Annotated in this window: 34 protein-coding genes; all 34 read left to right on the top strand. The window is 65.5% G+C overall.

What is annotated here, in order from left to right:
- Positions 1–164: 164 nt before the first annotated feature.
- The 34 genes from MRBLMI13_RS13910 (at position 165) to rpsK (ending at position 23,229) form a co-directional block, all read left to right on the top strand.
- Positions 165–2,243, top strand: coding sequence for a hypothetical protein (locus MRBLMI13_RS13910; protein ID WP_367823699.1), 2,079 nt, complete (start codon positions 165–167; stop codon positions 2,241–2,243).
- Between the two features lie 73 nt (positions 2,244–2,316).
- Positions 2,317–4,053 (top strand): DUF4012 domain-containing protein, encoded by a 1,737-nt coding sequence (locus MRBLMI13_RS13915; protein WP_367823697.1) that lies wholly within the window; start codon positions 2,317–2,319, stop codon positions 4,051–4,053.
- 155 nt (positions 4,054–4,208) lie between these two features.
- Positions 4,209–5,633: a sugar transferase gene (locus tag MRBLMI13_RS13920; protein WP_367823695.1), complete on the top strand. Its 1,425-nt coding sequence runs from the start codon at positions 4,209–4,211 to the stop codon at positions 5,631–5,633.
- Between the two features lie 78 nt (positions 5,634–5,711).
- Entirely contained in the window at positions 5,712–6,218 is a 507-nt protein-coding gene (locus MRBLMI13_RS13925) for a hypothetical protein (RefSeq protein ID WP_290159139.1), read from the top strand.
- A gap of 68 nt (positions 6,219–6,286) precedes the next feature.
- Entirely contained in the window at positions 6,287–7,216 is a 930-nt protein-coding gene (locus tag MRBLMI13_RS13930; protein ID WP_290159468.1) for a M23 family metallopeptidase, read from the top strand.
- A gap of 105 nt (positions 7,217–7,321) precedes the next feature.
- A complete protein-coding gene (locus MRBLMI13_RS13935) occupies positions 7,322–7,534 on the top strand; it encodes a hypothetical protein (protein WP_056373849.1) in 213 nt (70 codons plus the stop codon).
- 861 nt (positions 7,535–8,395) lie between these two features.
- Positions 8,396–8,704 (top strand): 30S ribosomal protein S10, encoded by a 309-nt coding sequence (gene rpsJ, locus MRBLMI13_RS13940; RefSeq protein WP_005050520.1) that lies wholly within the window; start codon positions 8,396–8,398, stop codon positions 8,702–8,704.
- 8 nt (positions 8,705–8,712) lie between these two features.
- Positions 8,713–9,372 carry a 50S ribosomal protein L3 gene (gene rplC / locus MRBLMI13_RS13945; RefSeq protein WP_042538750.1) on the top strand — a complete coding sequence of 220 codons (660 nt, stop codon included), beginning with the start codon at positions 8,713–8,715 and terminating at the stop codon, positions 9,370–9,372.
- Between the two features lie 2 nt (positions 9,373–9,374).
- The gene (gene rplD / locus MRBLMI13_RS13950) at positions 9,375–10,037 is read left to right on the top strand and encodes a 50S ribosomal protein L4 (RefSeq protein WP_042538752.1); all 663 of its coding nucleotides are present in this window, start codon (positions 9,375–9,377) and stop codon (positions 10,035–10,037) included.
- Positions 10,034–10,357 (top strand): 50S ribosomal protein L23, encoded by a 324-nt coding sequence (gene rplW, locus MRBLMI13_RS13955; RefSeq protein WP_042538754.1) that lies wholly within the window; start codon positions 10,034–10,036, stop codon positions 10,355–10,357. The genes rplD and rplW overlap by 4 nt, the downstream gene beginning before the upstream one ends.
- 20 nt (positions 10,358–10,377) lie before the next feature.
- Positions 10,378–11,217, top strand: coding sequence for a 50S ribosomal protein L2 (rplB, locus tag MRBLMI13_RS13960; RefSeq protein WP_042538755.1), 840 nt, complete (start codon positions 10,378–10,380; stop codon positions 11,215–11,217).
- Between the two features lie 12 nt (positions 11,218–11,229).
- Positions 11,230–11,511, top strand: coding sequence for a 30S ribosomal protein S19 (gene rpsS, locus MRBLMI13_RS13965; protein WP_017829205.1), 282 nt, complete (start codon positions 11,230–11,232; stop codon positions 11,509–11,511).
- 25 nt (positions 11,512–11,536) lie between these two features.
- On the top strand, positions 11,537–11,935 hold the full coding sequence (gene rplV, locus MRBLMI13_RS13970; RefSeq protein ID WP_042538756.1) for a 50S ribosomal protein L22: 399 nt from the start codon (positions 11,537–11,539) through the stop codon (positions 11,933–11,935).
- Positions 11,935–12,690: a 30S ribosomal protein S3 gene (gene rpsC, locus MRBLMI13_RS13975; protein ID WP_042538759.1), complete on the top strand. Its 756-nt coding sequence runs from the start codon at positions 11,935–11,937 to the stop codon at positions 12,688–12,690. The genes rplV and rpsC overlap by 1 nt, the downstream gene beginning before the upstream one ends.
- Entirely contained in the window at positions 12,690–13,109 is a 420-nt protein-coding gene (rplP, locus tag MRBLMI13_RS13980) for a 50S ribosomal protein L16 (protein WP_042538761.1), read from the top strand. The genes rpsC and rplP overlap by 1 nt, the downstream gene beginning before the upstream one ends.
- On the top strand, positions 13,109–13,426 hold the full coding sequence (gene rpmC / locus MRBLMI13_RS13985) for a 50S ribosomal protein L29 (protein WP_017829202.1): 318 nt from the start codon (positions 13,109–13,111) through the stop codon (positions 13,424–13,426). The genes rplP and rpmC overlap by 1 nt, the downstream gene beginning before the upstream one ends.
- Complete coding sequence (gene rpsQ / locus MRBLMI13_RS13990) at positions 13,426–13,743, top strand: 30S ribosomal protein S17 (protein WP_042538763.1); 318 nt, start codon at positions 13,426–13,428, stop codon at positions 13,741–13,743. Before rpmC ends, rpsQ begins: the two co-directional genes overlap by 1 nt.
- Entirely contained in the window at positions 13,740–14,108 is a 369-nt protein-coding gene (gene rplN, locus MRBLMI13_RS13995) for a 50S ribosomal protein L14 (protein ID WP_042538766.1), read from the top strand. The genes rpsQ and rplN overlap by 4 nt, the downstream gene beginning before the upstream one ends.
- Positions 14,109–14,111: 3 nt before the next feature.
- Entirely contained in the window at positions 14,112–14,471 is a 360-nt protein-coding gene (gene rplX / locus MRBLMI13_RS14000) for a 50S ribosomal protein L24 (protein WP_042538767.1), read from the top strand.
- Positions 14,471–15,061, top strand: a complete 591-nt coding sequence (rplE, locus tag MRBLMI13_RS14005) for a 50S ribosomal protein L5 (protein WP_042538772.1) — start codon at positions 14,471–14,473, stop codon at positions 15,059–15,061. Before rplX ends, rplE begins: the two co-directional genes overlap by 1 nt.
- A gap of 120 nt (positions 15,062–15,181) precedes the next feature.
- Positions 15,182–15,580 (top strand): 30S ribosomal protein S8, encoded by a 399-nt coding sequence (gene rpsH / locus MRBLMI13_RS14010; RefSeq protein WP_042538774.1) that lies wholly within the window; start codon positions 15,182–15,184, stop codon positions 15,578–15,580.
- Between the two features lie 6 nt (positions 15,581–15,586).
- The gene (gene rplF, locus MRBLMI13_RS14015) at positions 15,587–16,123 is read left to right on the top strand and encodes a 50S ribosomal protein L6 (RefSeq protein WP_042538776.1); all 537 of its coding nucleotides are present in this window, start codon (positions 15,587–15,589) and stop codon (positions 16,121–16,123) included.
- Between the two features lie 2 nt (positions 16,124–16,125).
- The gene (rplR, locus tag MRBLMI13_RS14020) at positions 16,126–16,485 is read left to right on the top strand and encodes a 50S ribosomal protein L18 (protein ID WP_042538778.1); all 360 of its coding nucleotides are present in this window, start codon (positions 16,126–16,128) and stop codon (positions 16,483–16,485) included.
- Between the two features lie 20 nt (positions 16,486–16,505).
- On the top strand, positions 16,506–17,180 hold the full coding sequence (gene rpsE / locus MRBLMI13_RS14025; RefSeq protein ID WP_052492887.1) for a 30S ribosomal protein S5: 675 nt from the start codon (positions 16,506–16,508) through the stop codon (positions 17,178–17,180).
- The gene (rpmD, locus tag MRBLMI13_RS14030) at positions 17,180–17,365 is read left to right on the top strand and encodes a 50S ribosomal protein L30 (protein ID WP_042538783.1); all 186 of its coding nucleotides are present in this window, start codon (positions 17,180–17,182) and stop codon (positions 17,363–17,365) included. The genes rpsE and rpmD overlap by 1 nt, the downstream gene beginning before the upstream one ends.
- The gene (rplO, locus tag MRBLMI13_RS14035) at positions 17,365–17,991 is read left to right on the top strand and encodes a 50S ribosomal protein L15 (protein ID WP_079113390.1); all 627 of its coding nucleotides are present in this window, start codon (positions 17,365–17,367) and stop codon (positions 17,989–17,991) included. The genes rpmD and rplO overlap by 1 nt, the downstream gene beginning before the upstream one ends.
- 101 nt (positions 17,992–18,092) lie before the next feature.
- A complete protein-coding gene (gene secY, locus MRBLMI13_RS14040; RefSeq protein ID WP_042538786.1) occupies positions 18,093–19,415 on the top strand; it encodes a preprotein translocase subunit SecY in 1,323 nt (440 codons plus the stop codon).
- Entirely contained in the window at positions 19,412–20,008 is a 597-nt protein-coding gene (locus MRBLMI13_RS14045; protein WP_056373845.1) for an adenylate kinase, read from the top strand. Before secY ends, MRBLMI13_RS14045 begins: the two co-directional genes overlap by 4 nt.
- A gap of 10 nt (positions 20,009–20,018) precedes the next feature.
- Complete coding sequence (gene map, locus MRBLMI13_RS14050; protein WP_367823681.1) at positions 20,019–20,867, top strand: type I methionyl aminopeptidase; 849 nt, start codon at positions 20,019–20,021, stop codon at positions 20,865–20,867.
- Positions 20,868–21,024: 157 nt separating this feature from the next.
- Positions 21,025–21,684: a DsbA family protein gene (locus tag MRBLMI13_RS14055; protein ID WP_309690623.1), complete on the top strand. Its 660-nt coding sequence runs from the start codon at positions 21,025–21,027 to the stop codon at positions 21,682–21,684.
- 181 nt (positions 21,685–21,865) lie between these two features.
- Positions 21,866–22,087 (top strand): translation initiation factor IF-1, encoded by a 222-nt coding sequence (gene infA / locus MRBLMI13_RS14060; protein ID WP_017201569.1) that lies wholly within the window; start codon positions 21,866–21,868, stop codon positions 22,085–22,087.
- Positions 22,088–22,151: 64 nt separating this feature from the next.
- Positions 22,152–22,268, top strand: coding sequence for a 50S ribosomal protein L36 (rpmJ, locus tag MRBLMI13_RS14065; RefSeq protein ID WP_033106073.1), 117 nt, complete (start codon positions 22,152–22,154; stop codon positions 22,266–22,268).
- A 155-nt stretch (positions 22,269–22,423) separates the two neighbouring features.
- On the top strand, positions 22,424–22,798 hold the full coding sequence (rpsM, locus tag MRBLMI13_RS14070; protein WP_042538794.1) for a 30S ribosomal protein S13: 375 nt from the start codon (positions 22,424–22,426) through the stop codon (positions 22,796–22,798).
- 32 nt (positions 22,799–22,830) lie between these two features.
- Positions 22,831–23,229, top strand: a complete 399-nt coding sequence (gene rpsK / locus MRBLMI13_RS14075; protein WP_042538796.1) for a 30S ribosomal protein S11 — start codon at positions 22,831–22,833, stop codon at positions 23,227–23,229.
- Positions 23,230–23,281 lie beyond the last annotated feature (52 nt).

The following is a 23,281-nucleotide window of genomic DNA, read 5'->3' on the forward strand; positions in this document are numbered from 1 at the left end:
GCGCCGACCTCGCACCCCGTCGTGCGCGGGCGCGCAGTGTCGGCGGGGCCTCTGCAAGCATGCGTCGAGTCTAGGGAAGTTCTGCGCACACGGCTGCGATGGGCTGTCAGCTTCGTCTCGACTCCACCCGATATGTTGGAGGGCGAACACTACGGGGGAAGGACATGATGGCTCTGCGCGCGACGAAGAAGACGATCATCATCGCGAGCGCGGTCACCGTGCTCCTTGTCGGAGGGGGCGCCGCGGCTGCGATGGTGATCTCCGGGCAGCAGGCCCAGCCTCGCGCCGAGGCATCGCCATCGCCTGAGGCCACTCCCGAGCCGGTCGTGACCGAACAGCCGGCCGTGGTCCCTGTCACGAACGTCGCGCGGGCCTCGGTCGACGCATGGACGCTCGCGGACCGCAGAGTAGTAGGCACGGTCCTTCCCGAGGTCGGCGACGCGGCGCAGGGCGCCGTGTCGCTGCGCGTGGATGCGCCGGCCGACGATGCGGACATCATCGCTGCGTCCGCACCCGTCGCGCTCGCTCCGAGTACGGACTACACGCTCCGAGTATCCGTGCGGGTGCTCGCCGAGGAGAAGACCGAGACCGGGGTTCGCCTGAACGTGGCGGGTCAGACCTTCACGCTTCCCGAGTTGGATGCGGAGTGGGAGACGATCGAGTTCCCGTTCACGTCGGCGAGCGATCAGCCCGCCGCGTCGACGTTCGACGTCGCGTTCTCCGGTGCCGTGCGAGGTTTCGGGATCGACGACGTGTCGATCACCGCGGCCGGCGGCGACAACCTCGTGCCCAACGGATCGTTCGAGGCCGTGCAGACGCCGGCCGGCATCGTCAACGACTCTCTGATCATGACCGACGAATCCGCTCTGCTCGCCGTCTCGCTCGCTGAAGGGCCCGTGCAGTGGAGCGCCACGTCGACGTCCGGTGGTGAGCCGATCACCGGCGAGTTCGGTTCCACGGGTCCGCTTTCCGCCCTGCCCCTGACCGGCGTATCGCAGGGACACTACACGGTCGCCGTCAACGACTCCGCGGGTCGGCAGATCCAGACGGATGTCGCTGTGATCGACGCCGACGGCTTCGCCGTGGCCCAGGACGGCCGCTTCGGGGTGGGAGCGCATGTCGAGAAGGAGGCCTTCGTCGGCACGGGTTCGCTGGCGGCTGCGATCGGCTTCGCCGAGGTGCGCAACGACATCTCGTGGGAGCGGAACGAGAAGGTGGCCGGGCAGTACGCGTGGGATGAGAACTATGTGCGCGAGTTCGAGCGCATGCACGCGAACGACGTGAAGCTGCTGGGCCTCGTCGTCTACGGCAACAGGCTCTACGGCGCCAGGAAGGCACCGGGCAATGAGACCTCGATCCAGGCATACGGCGCCTATGCGAAGGCCGTCGCCGACAGGTTCGACCTCGTCGGACTCGAGGTGCTGAACGAGTTCAACCATCGTGAGAACGACACGGCGTGCGGGGCGGCGCCGGCGTGCTACGTGCCCATCGCGCAGTCGGTCCGCGACCACGTCAGCACGGCGTATCCGGAGCTCCCGATCGTCACCGGTTCCACCGCACTCTACGACCGCGATTGGTTCGTCGGGTTCTGGCAGGCCGGCGGGATGGGCGTGACCGATGTGGCGAGCTACCACCCGTACGAATCGTGGATCAACCGCGACGCCGATCTGATCGCGGGAACCGTGCAGCAGTCCTACGCCGACATGCAGGAGACCGCGGGGGAGACCCGGCCCGTGTGGGTGACCGAGATGGGGTTCCCGACGCACTATGCAGGAGTCTCGCTGCTCGAGCAGGGGCAGATGATGGTGCGCAACCAGGCGCTTGCCTTCGCCAACGGCGTCGAGAAGTACTTCTGGTACGACCTGGTGAACGACACCCCCGACCCCGCTGCGGGCGAAGCGAACTTCGGGCTCTATGAGAACGCACCACGTGCAGGCGTCGTCGCTCTCGCTCCGAAGCCCGGGGCTTTCGCCCAGGCGCTGATGATCACTCAGCTGCGCGACAAGGCCTTCACCTCGGATGAATCCGACGAGCAGACCTCGGTCGAGGTCTTCGGTTCAGGAGATGAGGCGACGCGCATCGCGTGGGCGCCGCAGGGCGAGGTGCAACGCACCTTCACGTCCGACGTTCCCCTGGTTGTCACCGACATGTCCGGAAACACCGAGACGATCGAGCCCGAGGACGGCGAGGTCTCGCTGACTCTCGGCGCGTCTCCGATCTTCATCTCCTCGGAGTCCGAGTGAGCGCGGACGGGGCGGCTTCAGGCGTCGCCGGTACAATTCACCAGATCACCCCCGCACGAAAGGTACGTCGTCCATGAGCGCAGAGCGTCAGGATGCGCAGGGCATCGACGAGCGGATGCCGGGCCGTCAGCGGCGGCGGCGCCGAATCTGGACCGTTGTCATCCTGGTCATCATCGCCTTCCTCATCGCGGTGTGCTGGGTGGGACTGCGCGCGATCACGGTGAAGGACGGACTCGTCCAGAGCCAGGACCTCATCTCGGAGATCCAGGGCGGTGGCGACGTCGACGATGCGCTCCCTCAGCTCTCCGAAAGCGCCGCCAGCGCCGGTGCCGCGGCGTCCGACCCTGTGTGGTGGGTCATGGAGTGGGTCCCGGTCGTGGGCGACAACCTCAAAGGTGTGCGCCTCGCGGCGCAGTCGCTCGACGCACTCGTCAACGGCGTCGCCGTGCCGGTGATGGGTGACGAGGATTCCACCGGATCGATCACCGAGCGGCTCCTCGATGCCACAGACGACCAGGCGACGCACATCACCGAGCTCGCCGACGGACTGGAGTCCGTCTCCAAGTCGCCCTTCCTGGTCTCCGTCGTGCGCGAGGGAGTCGATCAGGTCGACGAGGTGATGTCGGCGGCCGCCCCGATGATCGGGGTCCTTCCGAAACTGCTCGGCGGCGACGGCGAGCGCAAGTATCTCCTCGTCTTCCAGAACAACGCCGAAACGCTCGCGCTCGGGGGCAGCGCCGCCGCCCAGACTCTCGTGAAGGTCGATGAGGGGGCGATCGCGATCGGCGCGCAGGGAGACAGCGGCAACTATCAGAACGGCGTCGCTGTCGACGTGGAGGTGCCCCCGAACGCCATCCAGCTGTACACGCGCTATCTCGTCGACCACATCAACACGAGCATGAGCCGCCCCGACTTCCCCACCGCAGCGAAGATCATGCGTGCCTGGTGGCAGCGCGACATCGCAGACGACGAGATCGCCGGTGTGGTCTCGATCGATCCGCTGGCGCTGGGGCGCATCCTCAAGGCGACGGGCCCCATCGAGCTCGCCTCGGGCGAGGTCCTCTCCGAAGAGAACGCGGTCTCCCTGCTGCTGAGCGAGGTCTACGGGCGCTGGGACTCGTACAAGGAGCCCGAACTCGTCGACGGATTTTTCGCCGACACGGCTGCCGCGGTCTTCGACAAGATCGCCGCCGGTGACTTCGATCTGAAGGACATGCTGTGGGCCATCACGGAGAGCGCGTCTCACGGCAGTGTGCTGGTCTGGAGCGACGACGAGCAGGTGGCTGAGGCGATCGAAGGGGCCAAGATCAGCGGGGTGCTTCCGGCGGACAACTCCAACGTGACCACCATGGGCATCTACTTCAACAACAGCAACGGCTCGAAGATCGACTACTTCACGGAGACGGCGACGACGGCCACTGCCGTGTGCGAAGCAGACACGGCGACGTTCACGGCCACCGCATCGCTCACGTTGCCGCTGACGCAGCGCCAGGCCGAGGCGCTGCCGCGCTATGTGCAGAGCATGACCTTCGGCGCCCGGTTCCGCGATTGGATCTTCGTCTACGGTCCTCCGGGGACCACGCTCGCGGATGCGACCTTCAACGGTGACGAGGTGTCGGTCATGCATCGTGACATCGATGATCTCGGTCGGCCGGTGGTCGCGTTCGAGGCCTGGTTCGACCCGGGGGATTCGGTCGACGTCACCGCGACGTTCGTCGGCGGCGATGACGACTACGGCCCTCTCGAGGTGAGGACCAACCCGATGGTGCGGGGCGCGAAGCCCGTCGTCACGGACGGCTGCTCCGGCTGAGGCCTGTCCCCGATTCCGGGCAGACCGATATACTTGCTCGCGTTCTGGCGTCAGTACAGCCGAGGGGGGTGAGAGTCGTCGTCGTTCAAGTCGAGCACGGTGGCTTCAGTGCCCCGCGTGAGTCGACGAGCACCGCCCAGGTTCGCGTGAAGAAGATGCGGCGACCAGCGTGGACTCGGCTCTACGCGAGTCGCCTCTTCTACAACGACGTGGTGGTCGTGCTGGTCACGCTGATCGTCGCCGCGATCATCGTGCTTCCCGGGCTTCTGACCGGTGTGTCCTGGCCCAGCGGACCCCGAGTGTCGTACCTGGTCGTGCTCGCATCGATCGGCATCCTCTGGCTGATCGCCTTGGACGTGGCGGATTCGCGGGACCGCCACACCGTCGGGCACGGAGCGGATGAATACCGACGCATCGTCAACGCGTCGATCGGAGTGTTCGCGGTCACCGTCGCGATCGCGTTCTTCCTCGGGATGGAGCTCTCCCGGGCCCTCGTCGCTGTCGTCTTCCCCCTCGGTCTGGTGCTTCTGCTGCTGTCGCGATGGATGTGCCGCCAGTGGCTGCGTGGTCGGCAGAAGACGGGGCAGTATCTGCACAGGGCGGTCGTGATCGGCGAGCCGTCGAAGGTGGCCCTCGTCGGGCGCGAGATCCGGCGGGCGAAGAGCAGCGGGTACGAGATCCTCGGCGTGATCACCGAGAACACCTCCGCTGCCGACATCTCGGGCTTCGAGGTGCTGGGCGACATCGCCAACGTCGAGCGGGTGCTCGATGAGGTGCGCTTCGATGCGCTGATCATCGTCGGGTCGGATGACCTCGACCCCCTGACGATGCGCCGCCTGGGCTACTCGGTGTCTGACCGTGACATCCAGCTCATCATGGCCCCAGTGCTGACGGATATCGCCGGGCCGCGCATGCATGCGACACCCGTCGCCGGTCTGCCCCTCGTGCACGTCGACTTCCCCCGCATGGAAGGCGCGAAGCGCTTCCTCAAGCGCGCCTTCGACATCGTCGGATCCTCGCTGCTCCTCGTCGCCCTGTCTCCGGTCTTCCTCGTCGCGGCTATCGCCATCCGCATCGACGGACCTGGCAGCATCTTCTTCCGTCAGGAGCGGATCGGCCGCGGAGGACATACGTTCGGCATGCTCAAGTTCCGGTCGATGGTGGCCGACGCCGACGACCAACTGGCGACGCTTCTCGATCTGCAGGGCGCCGCCGGCACGCCGTTGTTCAAGATCAACGACGACCCGCGCATCACGAAGGTCGGACGCTTCTTCCGCAGACACTCCATCGACGAGCTGCCTCAGCTGGTGAACGTGTTCCTCGGGCACATGAGCCTCGTCGGACCGCGGCCGCAGCGTGCCACGGAGGTCGCGCTCTACGACGACTTCGCTCATCGCCGCCTGCTCGTCAAGCCGGGCATGAGCGGACTCTGGCAGGTGAGCGGGCGCTCGTCGCTGTCGTGGGAGGAGACCATCCGCCTCGACCTGTACTACGTCGAGAACTGGTCGCTCATGCAGGACCTCATCATCCTGTTCCGCACGGTGCGCACGGTGGTCGCCCCCGGTGCCACGGCGCACTGAGTCCGGGTCGCGAAGATTCCCGGCGACTGTCCGCGTCGCATCCACGGCTGAGGCCGGTCGCTGGGTACATTCAAAATCATGAGATCCCCCCTTGCCCGATGTGTCGCCGCGAGTGCTCTGGTCGTCTTCCTCGTCGGCGGTGCCTCGGGCTGCGCTGCGGCTCCGGGCGCGTCGAGCCCCGTTCCGACCTCGACGGCTTCGACTCCCGACCCCACGCCATCGACCGCTCAGCCGACCTCCGAGCCGTCGGTCGCCCCGGAGCCGACGCCGACCGCGTCCGACGACTTCGGCGGATTCGCCAGTGCGGAGTTGGCGCAGATCTGCATCGACGCGACGCTCTCGGCCTTCCCGGCCGACGTCGCCTTCACGATCGAAGACACCCGCATCGAGCAGCGACTGGTCTCGCCCGAATGGCTCGTGCTGGTTCCTGCGCAGGCCTCCGGGCTCGAGGCGCAGGCCCAGTGCACGATCGGCGGTACGCCCTCTGCACCCGAGCTCGGCATGTCATCGGCGTCGCTCGAGCCGCTGCCGGAGGAGCAGATCCAGAACCTGATCCGCGGCGAGAATGAAGGCGGCGATCGCTAGTGTGCGACGCGGGGGACGTAGAGCCCTCGAGGAGCCACACGCCGCAGCCGATCTTCTCGCGGCGCGTGATGCTGATCGCGGCGGGCACTGCGCTCGGGGCATCCGCCGTCGGCTGGGACGTGTTCTCTCCGGGGCTCAGCGCGACCGCGGCAGGAACCTACCTTCGGCCCTGTGGCAACGTCCCCATCTCGAGCTCCTGGCAGGGGCACAAGAATCGGAATCCGCCATCCGGCGAGCCCGGTACCGACTATGCGGTCGTCGTCGGCACGCAGATCCGGGCGGCCGCCGACGGAGTGATCGTCGATCGCAAGGATTCCACGACGACCGCGACCGGACGCTACCTGGCGCTCCGCACCGACGACGGCAACTACATCCGCTATCTGCATCTGCGATCGAGCACGGTGCCCCTGGGCTCGCGTGTCGTGCGCGGACAGGTGATCGCCTACTCGGGCGCGTCCGGCTTCGGCAGCGACAACGGGTACGGCCCTCATGTCCACGTGTCCCTGTGGATCGGCGGTACTCCGCTGCAGATGGGATTCACCAACTCCGTCGACTTCGAGAACTACGCCCAACCGGAGGACCCCGTGCCCATTCATCAGTCCAGCACCTATTCGTGGAACGCCATAGTGCCGGTCGGCGTCTGGACTCGAGTGCCGGTCGCCGCAGACCTGTACTGGCTCGCGCACAGCAGCGCGACAGTCAAAGAGACCGGCGACCTCACGATCTACTTCACCGCGAGCGGTGTCACGAGAGGCTTCCAGGTTCGAGTGGTGGCGGAGACGCTCAACGCGAGTGGAGGGGTCACGAACGTCACTCCTCAACCGGCGCTCGAGATTCACGGGACGATAGCCACGACCAGGAACTCACCGACCTACGGGCACTACTCCCTTCCGTACTCGCTCTCGGCCCCGATTCGTCTGTTCGCGGAGGTCCGTGCACTGAACGGGGGGCTTCGGATCCAGCAGGTGACGGTCAAGAAGAACTACTGGGTCTCGTAGAACCGACGGCCGCCTTCCGAAATACTTCCACCGGAAACCCGTTGCGTGCAGAATGAACGTGCGTCGGGGACCCGGCGCATCAGAACGGATACAAGGGGGCCCGCAATGGGTATCGATGAGACCGTCAACAAGGGCAGAGATCTGTACGAGCAGAACAAGGACAAGATCGCCGAGGCAGTGAAGAGCGAGCAGGCCGAGGACATCAGCGACAAGGTCCTCGACGGCGTCGCTGACTTCGCCAAGAAGATCGCGCCCGGGGCCGCCGACAAGATCGACGAGATCCGCGACACCGCCGACAAGGCCGTCGGCAACGAATAGGACTCTCGACTGAGACCGAGAGCGGCGACTCCTCCATCGGGGGAGTCGCCGCTCTTCTGCATCCGGCACCAAGTATTCCGCCCGGCGGTATCGCGTTTCACGACAGCGTCCCCTTAGAATGGATGACGATCGCCTGGGGAACTTGCGATCAGGGATGTCGAAGGGGTTCGACCTCCCGCACTCACGCGGTTCGCCGCGTCAAACTGGGGATAACGATTTTGGGGATCATCGTGCGACGCGCGCACTCTGTGCGCTCAGACGTCATCCCGCCCGCGCGGCGGTCGCTTCGCCGCGCCCTCGGTCGAGGATCCCGGCGTCCCTTCACGCCGGGCTCCTCGCGTTCGGTGTGCCCCCTCGCACTGAACGCCCTCCCCAAGCGGGGCGAGGCATGGGGATGCCTCGCCCCGCTCTCACCGCCTTTCTGACGATCGATCGGGGCATCGCGGGCACGTCGATCCGACCCCGGACGGACGAGTCCAGCGGATGCACAGCGAACGCGACACGCCCGGGTTTGCGCAAGTGAAATCGGCCGTGGCAGAATAGACAGGTTCGACATTCCGGCGCGCTCAGCGTGGCCGGATCACCATCACGACAGTGCATAGGCGGCGCAGACGCGCAGGGACCTAGGCCGCGGGTGGCAGAACGATCCCGACATCTTCATCACGAGGGCTTCGCCGTGCGCGGCGGAGGTCGGACACCCGCTCGCTGCGAGGCGTGCGGGATGACAGCAGAACAGTGGTGCAGCAGATCGACTCGCGAGAGCCGTCTGAGTGCCGAGGCGCGAACAGCGCCGACGTGCGTCCAATGCCCCTGGGTCACCCGGCCCAGGTCGGTAAGACGCTTAAAGAGAGAGAGCAGACAATGGCGGGACAGAAGATCCGCATTCGCCTGAAGTCGTATGACCACGAGGTCATCGACACGTCCGCACGCAAGATCGTCGACACAGTGACCCGCGCGGGCGCAACGGTCGTCGGCCCCGTGCCCCTGCCGACCGAGAAGAACGTCGTGTGCGTCATCCGGTCGCCCCACAAGTACAAGGACAGCCGCGAGCACTTCGAGATGCGCACCCACAAGCGTCTGATCGACATCATCGACCCGACGCCCAAGGCTGTCGACTCGCTGATGCGTCTCGACCTGCCTGCCGATGTCAACATCGAGATCAAGCTCTGAGGTCGGACATGGTTGATATCAACTCCAAGATTTCCAAGGGCATGCTGGGCACCAAGCTCGGTATGACCCAGGTCTGGAACGAGAGCGGCAAGCTCGTTCCCGTCACCGTCATCGAGCTCGCCTCGAACGTGGTCACGCAGATCCGTACCCCCGAGAAGGACGGCTACAACGCCGTTCAGATCGCCTACGGCCAGATCGACCCGCGCAAGGTGAACAAGCCGCTGACCGCCCACTTCGAGGCCGCCGGCGTCACGCCGCGTCGTCACGTCACCGAGATCCGCACCGCGGATGCCGGCGACTACACGCCGGGCCAGGAGCTCACGGTCGACGGCACCTTCGAAGCAGGCCAGCTCGTCGACGTCGTCGGCACGAGCAAGGGCAAGGGCTTCGCCGGTGTCATGAAGCGTCACAACTTCAAGGGCGTCTCGGCTTCGCACGGTTCGCACCGCAACCACCGCAAGCCCGGCTCCATCGGCGCATCGTCGACCCCGAGCCGCGTCTTCAAGGGCATGCGCATGGCCGGCCGTATGGGTGGCGAGCGCGTGACCGTCCTCAACCTCACGGTGCACGCCATCGACATCGAGAAGGGTCTGCTGCTCGTCAAGGGCGCCGTCCCCGGTGCTCGTGGCCGTATCGTCTACGTCCGCAACGCAGTGAAGGGTGCCTGATCATGGCTGACTCCACTCTCGCGCTTGACGTCCTCAACGCAGACGGCAAGAAGGCTGGCTCGATCGAGCTTCCCGCCGCGCTGTTCGACGCCAAGACGAACATCCCGCTCATCCACCAGGTCGTCGTCGCGCAGCTCGCCGCGGCTCGCCAGGGAACCCACTCGACCAAGCGTCGCGGTGAGGTCTCGGGTGCCGGCCGCAAGCCCTTCAAGCAGAAGGGCACGGGTAACGCCCGTCAGGGCTCGATCCGCGCGCCGCACATGACCGGCGGTGGAATCGTGCACGGCCCCAAGCCGCGCGACTACTCGCAGCGCACGCCCAAGAAGATGATCGCGGCCGCCCTCCTGGGTGCGCTCAGCGACCGCTTCCGCGGCGACCGCATCCACGCCATCGAGACCTTCGGCATCAACGGCACGCCTTCGACCAAGACCGCGGTGAACTTCCTCACCAACGTCGTCTCGTCGAAGAACGTGCTCGTCGTGATCGAGCGCAACGACGACGTGACGCTGAAGAGCATCCGCAACCTGTCGAACCTGCACGTGCTGACGTTCGACCAGCTCAACGCCTACGACGTGCTCGTCTCCGACGACATCGTCTTCACCCAGGCCGCGCTCGAGGGCTTCATCGCCTCCAAGTCCGGCGCCAACCAGGAGGTCTCCGCATGAGCGAGCAGGCAGCTGTTCTCCAGACGGCCCTGAACAAGGACCCGCGCGACATCATCCTGAAGCCGGTCGTGTCCGAGAAGAGCTACGGTCTCATCGACGAGGGTAAGTACACCTTCCTCGTGGACCCGCGCGCTTCGAAGACCGAGATCAAGCTCGCCATCGAGAAGATCTTCGGCGTCAAGGTCGCTGGGGTCAACACCCTCAACCGCGTCGGCAAGGCTCGTCGCACCCGCTTCGGCGCAGGCAAGCGCAAGGACACCAAGCGTGCCATCGTGACCCTGAAGTCGGGCACCATCGACATCTTCACGGCAATCGGCTGATCCGGGGGATAAGGACAATAATGGCTATTCGCAAGTACAAGCCCACGACCCCGGGCCGTCGCGGCTCGTCGGTGGCTGACTTCGCCGAGATCACCCGATCGACGCCGGAGAAGTCGCTGCTGCGCCCGCTCTCGAAGACCGGTGGTCGCAACAACCAGGGCCGCATCACGACCCGTCACATCGGTGGTGGCCACAAGCGCCAGTACCGCGTCATCGACTTCCGTCGCAATGACAAGGACGGCGTGGACGCCCGTGTCGCTCACATCGAGTACGACCCCAACCGCACGGCTCGCATCGCGCTGCTGCACTACTTCGACGGCGAGAAGCGCTACATCCTCGCGCCGGCGAAGCTGAAGCAGGGCGACGTCATCGAGTCGGGCGCTGGTGCCGACATCAAGCCGGGTAACAACCTCCCGCTGAAGAACATCCCGACGGGTACCGTCATCCACGCGATCGAGCTCCGTCCTGGTGGCGGCGCGAAGATGGCACGTTCGGCCGGTGCATCCGTCCGTCTCGTCGCCAAGGATGGCAACTTCGCCCAGCTGCGTCTGCCCTCGGGCGAGATCCGCAACGTCGACTCGCGCTGCCGCGCGACCATCGGCGAGGTCGGCAACGCCGAGCAGTCGAACATCAACTGGGGCAAGGCCGGCCGCATGCGCTGGAAGGGCGTCCGCCCGACCGTCCGTGGTGTCGCGATGAACCCGGTCGACCACCCGCACGGTGGTGGTGAGGGCAAGACGTCCGGTGGACGTCACCCCGTCTCCCCGTGGGGCCAGGCTGAGGGTCGCACCCGTCACGCCAACAAGGAAAGCGACAAGTACATCGTGCGTCGTCGTAACGCCGGCAAGAAGCGTAAGTAGGAGTAAGAGAAGATGCCTCGCAGTCTTAAGAAGGGCCCCTTCGTCGACGATCACCTGCTTCGCAAGGTGGTCGTGCAGAACGAAGCCGGCACCAAGAACGTCATCAAGACCTGGTCTCGCCGGTCCATGATCATCCCGGCCATGCTGGGTCACACGATCGCGGTCCACGACGGTCGCAAGCACATTCCTGTGTTTGTCTCCGAGACCATGGTCGGCCACAAACTGGGCGAGTTTGCGCCCACCCGCACCTTCCGCGGCCACGAGAAGGACGACAAGAAGGGCCGCCGCCGCTGACGCGGTGGCGATAGAGGAGAGAGAAATGGTGGAGTCCATCGCACGCGTGCGACACATCCGCGTGACCCCTCAGAAGGCTCGTCGTGTCGTCGCGCTCATCAAGGGCAAGCAGGCCCAGGAGGCTCTGGCGATCCTGAAGTTCGCACAGCAGAGCGCCAGTGAGCCGATCTACAAGCTTGTCGCGTCGGCCATGGCCAACGCGCAGGTCAAGGCGGATCGTGACGGCGAGTACCTCGACGAGCAGGACCTGTACGTGGCTAACGCCTACGTAGACGAGGGCACGACGCTCAAGCGTTTCCGCCCCCGTGCACAGGGTCGCGCTTTCCAGATCAAGAAGCGCACGAGCCACATCACGGTCGTGCTCTCGACGCCTGAGGCGGCCCCGGCCGCTGCAAGCGACAGCAACAAGAAGGCGAGCAAGTAATGGGACAGAAAGTAAACCCGTACGGCTTCCGCCTCGGCATCACCACGGACCACGTGTCGCGTTGGTTCTCGGACTCGACGAAGCCGGGTCAGCGTTACGCCGACTACGTCGCCGAGGACATCAAGATCCGCAACCTGCTGAAGACGCAGCTCGACCGCGCCGGTGTCTCGAACATCGAGATCGAGCGCACCCGTGACCGCGTCCGCGTCGACATCCACACCGCCCGTCCGGGCATCGTGATCGGTCGTCGTGGCGCCGAGGCCGAGCGCATCCGCGGCGACCTCGAGAAGCTCTCGGGCAAGCAGATCCAGCTGAACATCCTCGAGGTCAAGAACCCCGAGGCTGACGCTCAGCTCGTCGCACAGGGCATCGCCGAGCAGCTCTCTGCTCGCGTGGCGTTCCGTCGTGCGATGCGCAAGGGTCTCCAGGGCGCTCAGCGCGCTGGCGCCAAGGGCATCCGCATCCAGGTCTCCGGCCGCCTCGGCGGCGCCGAGATGAGCCGCTCGGAGTTCTACCGCGAGGGTCGTGTGCCGCTGCACACGCTGCGCGCGAACATCGACTACGGCTTCTACGAGGCGAAGACCACCTTCGGCCGCATCGGCGTGAAGGTCTGGATCTACAAGGGTGACCTGACCAACAAGGAGCTTGCTCGCGAGCAGGCCAACGCACCGAAGTCCCGTCGTGACGACCGTGGTGGCGACCGCCGCCGCGCGCCGCGCAACGAGGCCCCTGTCGCAGAAGGAGCGTCTGCCTGATGCTTATTCCCCGCAAGGTCAAGTTCCGTAAGCAGCACCACCCCGGTCGCAGCGGCCAGGCGACTGGTGGCACGAAGGTCTCCTTCGGCGACTACGGGATCCAGGCGCTCACGCCTGCCTACGTGACGAACCGTCAGATCGAGTCCGCTCGTATCGCGGTCACGCGTCACATCAAGCGTGGCGGCAAGGTGTGGATCAACATCTACCCCGACCGTCCCCTCACGAAGAAGCCTGCCGAGACCCGCATGGGTTCCGGTAAGGGTTCCCCCGAGTGGTGGGTCGCCAACGTCAAGCCGGGTCGCGTCCTCTTCGAGGTCTCAGGCGTGAGCGAAGAACTCGCTCGCGAGGCACTCACCCGTGCCATTCACAAGCTGCCTCTCAAGGCACGCATCATCAAGCGCGAGGAGGGCGACGCGTAATGGCGATCGGCACCAAGGAGCTCGCTCCGGCAGAGCTCGACACGTTCGAAGACCAGCGCCTCGTTGAGGAGCTGCGTAAGGCCAAGGAGGAGCTGTTCAACCTCCGTTTCCAGTCGGCCACCGGCCAGCTGGAGAGCCACGGCCGCATCCGCGCCGTCAAGCGCGACATCGCGCGTCTCTACACCGTGATCCGCGAACGTGAGCTGGGCATCCGTGCGACGCCCGCTCCCGTCGAGGCTCCGGCCAAGAAGGCGACCAAGTCGAAGGCGAAGAAGGCGGACTCCGCCGACGACGCCGTGAAGGAAGAGGCTGAGTGATGGCCACCAAGAAGGAAGCTGCCGTCGAGGCTGAGCACGCAGCACACGATGTTCGCGATGCGGATGCCCGTGGGTACCGCAAGTCGCGTCGTGGCTACGTCATCAGCGACAAGATGGACAAGACCATCGTGGTCGAGGTCGAGGACCGCGTGAAGCACCCGCTTTACGGCAAGGTCATCCGCCGCACCTCGAAGGTCAAGGCGCACGATGAGGCGAACTCCGCCGGCATCGGCGACCTCGTCCTGATCAACGAGACCCGCCCGCTCAGCGCCACGAAGCGCTGGCGTCTGGTTGAGATTCTGGAGAAGGCCAAGTGATCCAGCAGGAATCCCGCCTCAAGGTCGCCGACAACACCGGCGCGAAGGAACTGCTCACCATCCGTGTGCTCGGCGGCTCGCGCCGTCGTTACGCCGGTCTCGGTGACACGATCATCGCGACCGTCAAGGACGCGATCCCGGGCGGAAACGTCAAGAAGGGCGATGTGGTCAAGGCCGTCATCGTCCGTACGGTCAAGTCCACGCGTCGTCCCGACGGCTCGTACATCAAGTTCGACGAGAACGCCGCCGTGATCCTGAAGAACGACGGGGAGCCCCGCGGCACCCGTATCTTCGGACCGGTCGGTCGCGAGCTTCGTGACAAGAAGTTCATGAAGATCGTCTCGCTGGCGCCGGAGGTTATTTAAGTCATGGCGAAGATCAAGAAGGGTGACCTGGTTCAGGTCATCACCGGAGCGACGCAGGAGCGTGGCGGAGATCGCGGCAAGCAGGGCAAGGTCCTCGAGATCCTGGCCGACAAGAACCGCATCATCGTCGAAGGCGTGAACTACGTCACCAAGCACACGCGCGTCGGTCAGACGCAGCGTGGCACCAAGACGGGCGGCCTCGAGACTGTCGAGGCCTCCATCCACATCTCGAACGTCGCACTCGTCGACCCCTCGACCAAGAAGCCGACCAAGGTCGGCCACCGGGTCGAGGAGCAGACCAAGGACGGCGTCAAGCGCACCGTTCGTGTGCGGTACGCGAAGAAGTCAGGTAAGGACCTCTGATGGCAACCACCGACGCTGCGGTGGCTGGCAAGATCCAGCCCCGCCTGAAGGCGAAGTACAAGGCCGAGATCCAGCAGAAGCTGCAGGATGAGTTCGGCTACACCAACGTGATGCAGATCCCCGGTCTGGTCAAGGTCGTCGTGAACACCGGTGTCGGTGAAGCGGCCCGCGACAGCAAGGTGATCGACGGCGCGATCGACGATCTCACCAAGATCACCGGTCAGAAGCCGCTCGTCACGAAGGCTCGCAAGTCGATCGCGCAGTTCAAGCTGCGCGAGGGCCAGGCCATCGGCGCACACGTCACCCTCCGCGGTGACCGTGCGTGGGAGTTCCTGGACCGTCTCGTCTCGCTCGCTCTGCCCCGCATCCGCGACTTCCGCGGTCTGTCGGGCAAGCAGTTCGACGGGAACGGCAACTACACCTTCGGTCTCCAGGAGCAGAGCGTGTTCCACGAGATCGATCAGGACAAGATCGACCGGGTTCGCGGTTTCGACATCACTGTCGTCACCACCGCGAAGACGGACGACGAAGGTCGCGCGCTTCTGCGTCACCTCGGCTTCCCCTTCCGTACGGAAGACGCCAAGGCGTAAGCGGTTTCGGGCGGGGCGCACAGCGCCCCGCCCGATCCCGTACAATTGAAGATTGCGTGTCATCGCAGGCCGTCTGTCGTGTAACGGCAGCCGGAACCTCATGAACAAAGGAAAACAACAATGACAATGACAGACCCGGTCGCAGATCTGCTGACCCGTCTGCGCAACGCGAACTCGGCGCATCACGATTCCGTGACCCTGCCGTCGAGCAAGCTCAAGACGCACATCGCCGAGATCCTCCAGCAGGAGGGTTACATCGCCGGATGGGAGACGACTGACGCTCGCGTCGGCACGAACCTCACCCTGCAGCTGAAGTACGGTCCCAACCGTGAGCGTTCGATCGCGGGCATCAAGCGCGTGTCGAAGCCCGGCCTCCGCGTGTACGCGAAGTCCACCGAGCTGCCCAGGGTCCTCGGCGGACTCGGCGTGGCCATCCTGTCCACCTCCTCCGGTCTTCTCACTGACCGTCAGGCAGAGCAGAAGGGCGTGGGCGGAGAAGTTCTCGCCTACGTGTGGTAATCGAAAATGTCGCGTATTGGACGACTTCCCATCGACGTTCCCGCGGGCGTGACCATCTCGGTCGACGGCCGTGAGGTCGCGGTGAAGGGCCCCAAGGGTGAGCTCACCCTGACGGTCGCCAAGCCCATCGAGGTCGCGGTCGAGGAGAACCAGGTTCTCGTCACCCGTCCCGACGACGAGCGCGAGTCCCGGTCGCTTCACGGCCTGACCCGCACGCTCATCAACAACAACATCATCGGCGTGACCCAGGGCTACACCAAGGGTCTCGAGGTCGTCGGAACCGGTTACCGAGTGGCACAGAAGGGCAGCTCGGTCGAGTTCGCCCTCGGCTTCTCGCACCCGGTCCTCATCGACCCGCCCGCCGGTATCACGCTCACGGTCGAGGGCACCAACAAGCTCACGGTCAGTGGTATCGACAAGCAGGCTGTCGGCGAGGCAGCTGCGAACATCCGCAAGATCCGCAAGCCCGAGCCGTACAAGGGCAAGGGTGTGCGCTACGCCGGCGAGATCGTGCGTCGCAAGGCCGGAAAGAGTGGTAAGTAACCATGGCTCTCAAGTCAAAGTCTGACGCCCGCGCGCGTCGTCATGCCCGCCTTCGCAAGAAGGTCGTCGGCACCGAGTCGCGTCCGCGTCTCGTCGTCAACCGCTCGGCTCGCCACGTCTTCGTGCAGCTTGTCGACGACAGCAAGGGTCACACCGTGGCGTCGGCATCGACGCTCGAGACCGACCTGCGCTCGCTCGAGGGTGACAAGACCGCCAAGGCCCGCAAGGTCGGCGAGCTTCTCGCCGAGCGTGCGAAGTCTGCCGGCGTTTCCGAGGCAGTGTTCGACCGTGGCGGCAACCGCTACGCCGGTCGTGTCGCCGCCATCGCCGACGGCGCCCGCGAAGGGGGTCTGGCACTGTGAGTGACAACAAGGAGAACGAAGTGACCGAAGCGGCAGCTGCCACTTCCGAGACTGCCACCGGCACCACGCAGGCAGAGCCGTCTCAGCGCGACAACCGCCGCGGCGGTGGCCGTGGTGACCGCAACCAGGGTGGCCGTGACCGCAACTCCCGCGACCGTGGGGACAACCAGTTCCTCGAGCGCGTGGTCACCATCAACCGCGTCTCGAAGGTCGTGAAGGGTGGTCGTCGCTTCAGCTTCACCGCTCTCGTGGTCGTCGGTGACGGCAACGGTCTGGTGGGCGTCGGCTACGGCAAGGCTCGCGAGGTCCCCCTGGCGATCGCCAAGGGTGTCGAAGAGGCCAAGCGCAACTTCTTCCGCGTGCCGCGCGTCGGCAGCACCATCCCGCACCCCGTGCAGGGTGAGGCTGCAGCAGGCGTCGTCCTGCTTCGTCCGGCCGCTGCCGGTACCGGTGTCATCGCCGGTGGTCCCGTCCGCGCCGTGCTCGAGTGCGCCGGCATCCACGACGTGCTCTCGAAGTCGCTCGGCTCGTCGAACACGATCAACATCGTGCACGCGACGGTGACGGCCCTGAAGATGCTCGAGGAGCCCCGTGCGGTCGCCGCACGTCGTGGCCTCGAGTTCGACCAGGTCGCACCCGCGCGTCTTGTCCGTGCGGAGGCTGACGCCATCGCCGCACAGAAGGTAGGTGCCTGATGGCTGCGCGCCTGAAGGTCACGCAGGTCAAATCCAAGGTGAGCGAGAAGCAGAACCAGCGTGACACGCTGCGCAGCCTCGGTCTGAAGCGCATCGGTGACAGCACCGTTCGCCCCGACGACGCGCAGACGCGCGGTTACGTCAAGACCGTCGCCCACCTCGTCAAGGTTGAGGAGATCGACTAATGGCTGAGAAGAACGAAGCCGTCGAGGCCGAGAAGGCCCCGAAGAAGGCTGCCGCTCCCAAGGCCGCAGCCGAGAAGAAGCCCGCCGCCAAGAAGGCACCTGCAAAGGCGTCTTCGGCAAAGGCCGACGCCGTCAAGAAGCCCGCTGCCAAGAAGGCTGCGCCGAAGAAGGATGCTCCGGCATCCCGCCCCGGCGTGCTGAAGGTGCACCACCTGCGTCCGGTTCCCGGATCCAACACCGCGAAGACCCGTGTCGGTCGCGGTGAGGGCTCCAAGGGCAAGACCGCGGGTCGCGGTACCAAGGGTACGAGGGCTCGCAACACCGTTCGCGTCGGATTCGAGGGTGGGCAGATGCCGCTGCACATGCGCACCCCGAAGCTGCGCGGGTTCAAGAACCCGTTCCGCGTCGAGTACCAGGTCGTGAACCTGGAGAAGCTCGCGGAGCTGTACCCCAAGGGTGGCGACGTCACCATCGGCGACCTGGTCGCCAAGGGTGCCGTTCGCAAGAACGAGAAGGTCAAGGTTCTCGGAAACGGCGACATCGCCGTGAAGCTCACCGTAGCGGTCGACAAGGTCTCGGGTTCTGCCGAGCAGAAGATCGTGGCGGCCGGCGGATCCGTCAAGTAACCACTTCATGAGAGGGGTCGGAGATTCTCCGGCCCCTCTTATGGGTTAGCCTGTTCTTTCAGCCGTCCTTCAGGGATCGGCAACCTTTCAGGAGGACGTCCTTGTTTAGCGCCATCGCGCGGATCTTCCGCACGCCCGACCTGCGTCGGAAGATCGGTTTCACCCTCGCCATCGTCGCCATCTACCGGCTCGGCTCGAATGTGCCTGCTCCGTTCGTGAACTTCCCGAACGTCGAGGAGTGCCTCGCGCTGAACTCCGGGACAGAGGGACTCCTCGGGCTCGTCAACCTGTTCTCGGGTGGCGCGCTCCTCCAGCTCTCGATCTTCGCGCTCGGTGTCATGCCGTACATCACCGCGACGATCATCACGCAGCTCCTCCGCGTCGTGATCCCTCACTTCGAGGCTCTGCACAAGGAGGGCCAGGCCGGCCAGGCCCGCCTGACCCAGTACACGCGGTACCTCACGATCGCGCTGGCGCTGCTGCAGTCGACCACGCTCGTGACCGTGGCCCGCAGCGGCCAGCTCTTCGGCACGACCGACATCGCGGCGTGCCAGAACCTCCTCACCAACGACGTGTGGTGGGCGCAGCTGCTCATGATCATGACCATGACCGCAGGCACCGGACTCATCATGTGGTTCGCCGAGCTCGTCACCGAGCGCGGCATCGGCAACGGCATGTCGCTGCTCATCTTCACCTCGATCGCCGCAACCTTCCCCGGCGCCATGTGGCTCATCTGGGAGAGCAAGGGCTTCGAGGTCTTCCTCCTGGTGCTCCTGGTCGGAATCATCGTGATGGCGCTCGTCGTGTTCGTCGAGCAGTCGCAGCGACGCATCCCGGTGCAGTACGCCAAGCGCATGGTCGGTCGTCGCACCTACGGCGGCACCAACACCTACATCCCGATCAAGGTCAACATGGCCGGCGTGATCCCTGTGATCTTCGCCTCGTCGCTGCTGTACATCCCTGCGCTCATCGCGCAGTTCAACACTCCGCAGGACGGCTCCGAGCCGGCTGCATGGGTGACCTGGATCAGCGCGAACTTCACGACAGGCAACAGCCCCATCTACATGGCGGTGTACTTCCTGCTGATCATCGGCTTCACGTACTTCTACGTCGCGATCACCTTCAACCCGGTCGAGGTCGCAGACAACATGAAGAAGTACGGCGGGTTCATCCCCGGCATCCGTGCCGGTCGTCCCACCGCCGAGTACCTCGACTACGTGCTCACCCGCATCACGCTTCCCGGGTCGATCTACCTCGGTCTGATCGCGCTGATCCCGCTGATCGCTCTTGCCACCGTCGGCGCCAACCAGAACTTCCCGTTCGGCGGCGCGTCGATCCTCATCATCGTGGGTGTCGGTCTCGAGACGGTCAAGCAGATCGACGCCCAGCTGCAGCAGCGTCACTACGAAGGGCTCCTCCGATGACTCGATCAGCTCGTCTTCTCATCGTCGGTCCGCAGGGCTCGGGCAAAGGCACCCAGGGTGTCCGCATCGCCGAGTCGTACGGCATCCCGGTCGTCTCGACCGGAGACATCTTCCGCGCGAACATCAAAGAGGGCACGCCGCTCGGCCAGCAGGTCACGGCCGTCCTCGACAAGGGAGACCTCGTTCCCGACGAGCTGACCAGCGAGATCGTTCGCGATCGCCTGTCGCAGGACGACGCCGCGAACGGCTTCCTCCTCGACGGCTACCCGCGCAACGCCGCTCAGGTGCAGCATCTCGACGCGTTCCTGGCCGCCCGCGGCGAGTCGCTCGACGCCGTCATCCTTCTCGACGTTCCCCGCGAGGAGAGCATCGAGCGGTTGAAGCTCCGTGCGGCCGAGCAGGGCCGTTCGGACGACACCGACGAGGCCATCGCGCACCGCCTGGACATCTACGAGCACGAGACGGCCCCGATCCTCGAGGTCTACGGGCCCCGTGGCATCGTCGACCGGATCGACGGCGTCGGTTCGCTCGACGAGATCACCGAGCGCGTCTTCGCGGCTCTCGTCGCTCGCGGCCTGCGTCTCGCGGCCTGAACACCGCGCGATGTTCCGCAAGTCGATCTACAAGAACGCGGCTCAGCTGCGGGCGATGGTCGAGCCCGGTCTCATCACTGCCGCGGCGCTGGACGCCGTCCGGCCGTTGATCCGACCGGGGGTCACGACCCTCGAGCTCGACGCCGAGGCCAACCGCGTGATCCTCGCCCGTGGTGCCGAGTCGAACTTCCAGCTGGTTCGCGGCTACAAGCACACGACGTGCATCTCGGTCAACGAGGAGGTCGTGCACGGCATCCCCGGCGAGCGGATCCTGCAGGCGGGCGACATAGTGTCGATCGACTGCGGGGCGCAGTTCCAAGGGTGGAACGGCGACAGCGCGATCACGGTGGTCGTTCCCGATGACACGCGTCCCGAGCTCGTCGCGCAGCGACAGGAGCTGTCGCGCGTGACAGAGGGGTCCATGTGGGCCGGTATCGCCGCAATGGCGTCCGCTTCCCACCTGGGTGACATCGGCGCCGCCATCCAGGGATACATCGAGTCTCAGGGACCGTCAGCCGTTTCGGGGGAGACCTACGGCATCCTGCGCGAGTACGTCGGCCACGGCATCGGTCGCAAGATGCACGAGGCTCCGAGCGTCTTCAACTACCGGACGCCCGATCCCGGTGCAGAAGTCAAGCCCGGTCTGGTGCTGGCCATCGAGCCGATGGTGACCGCCGGCAGCGACGAGACCTTCGTCGAGGACGACGACTGGACGGTCTCGACGGTCGACGGCACCGACGGATCGCACTGGGAGCACAGCGTCGCCCTGCACGAGGACGGCATCTGGGTGCTCACCGCCCCCGACGGGGGAGCGGCAGGCCTCGCGTCCTTCGGCGTGACGCCGACGCCCATCGCCTGACCTCTCTGCGCCCTCAGACGCGGCGCGAACTGTGACCCTGCACGCGATCACAACGTGCGCATAGGTTTCTCCGGGCACAATGGGTGTATGGGTGCGCATGCACCCGAAGACTTCAGGCCGGGTCCGCCACGTCGGGCCTCGACAGAAACGGAAAGCAATGGCAGCCGCGAAGAGCAACACCAACTGGTTCGTGATCGGCGTCTCGGCGGCAGTGGTGGTCGTGCTGGCCGTGCTGGCCTTCGTCGTCGTGTTCCTGAACAACCAGGCCACCGACCCCGGCACCGCCCCGCAGAGCTCCATCGTCAACGAGGAGACCGGGGCCATCTCGTTCGGCTCCGGCGAGGACGAGATCGACACCTACGTCGACTTCATGTGCCCCGTGTGCGGACAGTTCGAGGACGCCTACGGCGAGCAGCTGCAGGCAGCAGCCGCTGACGACAAGATCACGCTCAACATCCACCCCGTGTCGATCCTCAACAGGCTCTCGACGACTGGGGAGTTCTCCTCGCTGTCGGCCGGCTCGATGTACTGCGTCGCCGCAGAGGCTCCCGACGCGACTCTGGACTACTTCAACCTGCTGTTCGCGAACCAGCCCGAGGAGAACTCCGCCGGACTCAGCGCCGAGGAGCTGAGCGCCCTCGCCGAGCAGGCAGGAGCGGGGGCCGCGGCGGACTGCATCGCCGACGGCACCTACAACAAGTTCGCCGACTCCCAGACCAAGGCGCACGAGATCTCGGGGACGCCGACCGTCGAGATCAACGGCACCCGCATCGACAACAGCGAGATCGCCACGGAGTTCGCCAAGATCCTCGGCTGATCCGCGTCAGTCGCACAACGGGAGTTCCGGCATCCTGGCCAGGTTGCCGGAACTCCCGTTGTCGGATAACATAGATCCTTGGTGCCTTGCGCCTTGATTCGGCGTGTCTGAATCGGCAAGAAGCACCGCAATCCCATCACCCACCGCAGATCGACCGGTCTGCAGAAGCGTCAGCGAGGCTATGGCTAAGAAAGACGGTGTCATCGAGATCGAGGGCGTGATCTCCGAGGCTCTGCCCAACGCGATGTTCCGCGTTGAGCTCTCCAACGGACACAAGGTCCTTGCAACGATCTCAGGCAAGATGCGGCAGAACTACATCCGCATCATCCCCGAAGACCGTGTCGTCGTGGAGCTCAGCCCCTACGACCTCACCCGTGGACGAATCGTCTACCGCTACCGCTGATCGGTCGAGAAGTAACACCCCAGGCACTCAGCCTGCCCGGTGAAGACAGCGAATAGGAAACATCATGAAGGTCAACCCCAGCGTCAAGCCCATGTGCGATCACTGCAAGGTGATCCGCCGCCACGGCCGCGTCATGGTCATCTGCAAGAGCAACCCGCGCCACAAGCAGCGCCAGGGCTGAGCGCCCGTCGGCCCGGCCGGCGGACTCTTCGGAGCTGACTCACAACTCAATACACACAACGGCAGGATCAGATCCCACGAGAGTGGGGGACACCTCGGGGCGGAGGCCCGAGCACCGATCCTGCTCCATACCTCCACAACACTCAGGAGAACCGCATGGCACGTCTTGCCGGCGTTGACATCCCGCGCGATAAGCGCGTGGTGATCGCCCTTACCTACATCTACGGCGTGGGCCGTACCCGCTCGGTCGAGATCCTCAAGGCTACGGAGATCGACGAGAGCATCCGCGTGAAGGACCTCAGCGATGACCAGCTGATCGCCCTCCGCGACTACATCGAAGGCACCTACAAGGTGGAGGGTGACCTGCGCCGCGAGGTCGCAGCAGACATCCGCCGCAAGGTCGAGATCGGCTCCTACGAGGGCGTCCGCCACCGTCGTGGCCTCCCGGTCCGTGGTCAGCGCACCAAGACCAACGCCCGTACCCGCAAGGGCCCGAAGCGCACCGTCGCAGGCAAGAAGAAGGCCCGCTAAGCGCGGCCCCCAGGGACTAGGAGAACACTTTCATGGCTGCACCCAAGGCCGCCGCGCGCAAGCCGCGCCGCAAGGAAAAGAAGAACATCGCGCTGGGCCATGCCCACATCAAGTCGACGTTCAACAACACCATCGTTTCGATCACCGACCCGTCCGGCGCTGTCATCAGCTGGGCATCGTCGGGTGGCGTGGGCTTCAAGGGCTCGCGCAAGTCGACCCCCTACGCCGCTGGTCTGGCCGCCGAGTCGGCTGCCCGTCAGGCGCAGGAGCACGGCGTCAAGAAGGTCGACGTCTTCGTCAAGGGACCGGGCTCGGGTCGCGAGACCGCGATCCGTTCGCTGACGGCCGCCGGCCTCGAGGTCGGCTCGATCCAGGACGTCACCCCGCAGGCGCACAACGGTTGCCGCCCGCCGAAGCGCCGCCGCGTCTGATCCGGCTTGTTGAGCCGCTCGGTCCTTCGGGGCCGAGCGGCTCGACGCCCGC

It is taken from the genome of Microbacterium sp. LMI13-1-1.1 (genome assembly GCF_040815625.1).
Classification (GTDB): Bacteria; Actinomycetota; Actinomycetes; order Actinomycetales; family Microbacteriaceae; genus Microbacterium; species Microbacterium forte.